At 67.5% G+C, this 249-nt stretch carries 1 protein-coding gene; it reads left to right on the top strand.

Annotation, left to right across the window (positions count from 1 at the left end; genetic code table 11):
- A partial coding sequence (locus PA598K_RS35560) for a zinc-binding dehydrogenase (RefSeq protein WP_148092067.1) occupies nt 1–249 on the top strand: 249 nt, incomplete at both ends.

Below are 249 nucleotides of genomic sequence, written 5' to 3'. Positions count from 1 at the left end.
GCGCCAGCCTAGCCATAGATTACAAAGCGGGACCGTTCGCGGCGCAGGTGCTTGAGGAGACCGAGGGCCGAGGCGTCGAGGTCGTGCTTGATGCGATCGGCGCAGCGTACTGGACGCAGCATCTGGAGACACTGGCGCTAGACGGACGCCTCGTCCTGATCGGCCTGATGGGCGGCAGCAAGGTGGCGGAGGCCGACCTCGGCCGTCTGCTCAGTCGGCGGATCCGGGTGATCGGCTCGACGCTGCGCA

It is taken from the genome of Paenibacillus sp. 598K (assembly GCF_003851045.1).
Taxonomy (GTDB): domain Bacteria; phylum Bacillota; class Bacilli; order Paenibacillales; family Paenibacillaceae; genus Paenibacillus_D.
The sequence above is the reverse complement of the archived record's forward strand: the minus strand, read 5'-3'. Positions and strand labels throughout refer to the sequence as shown.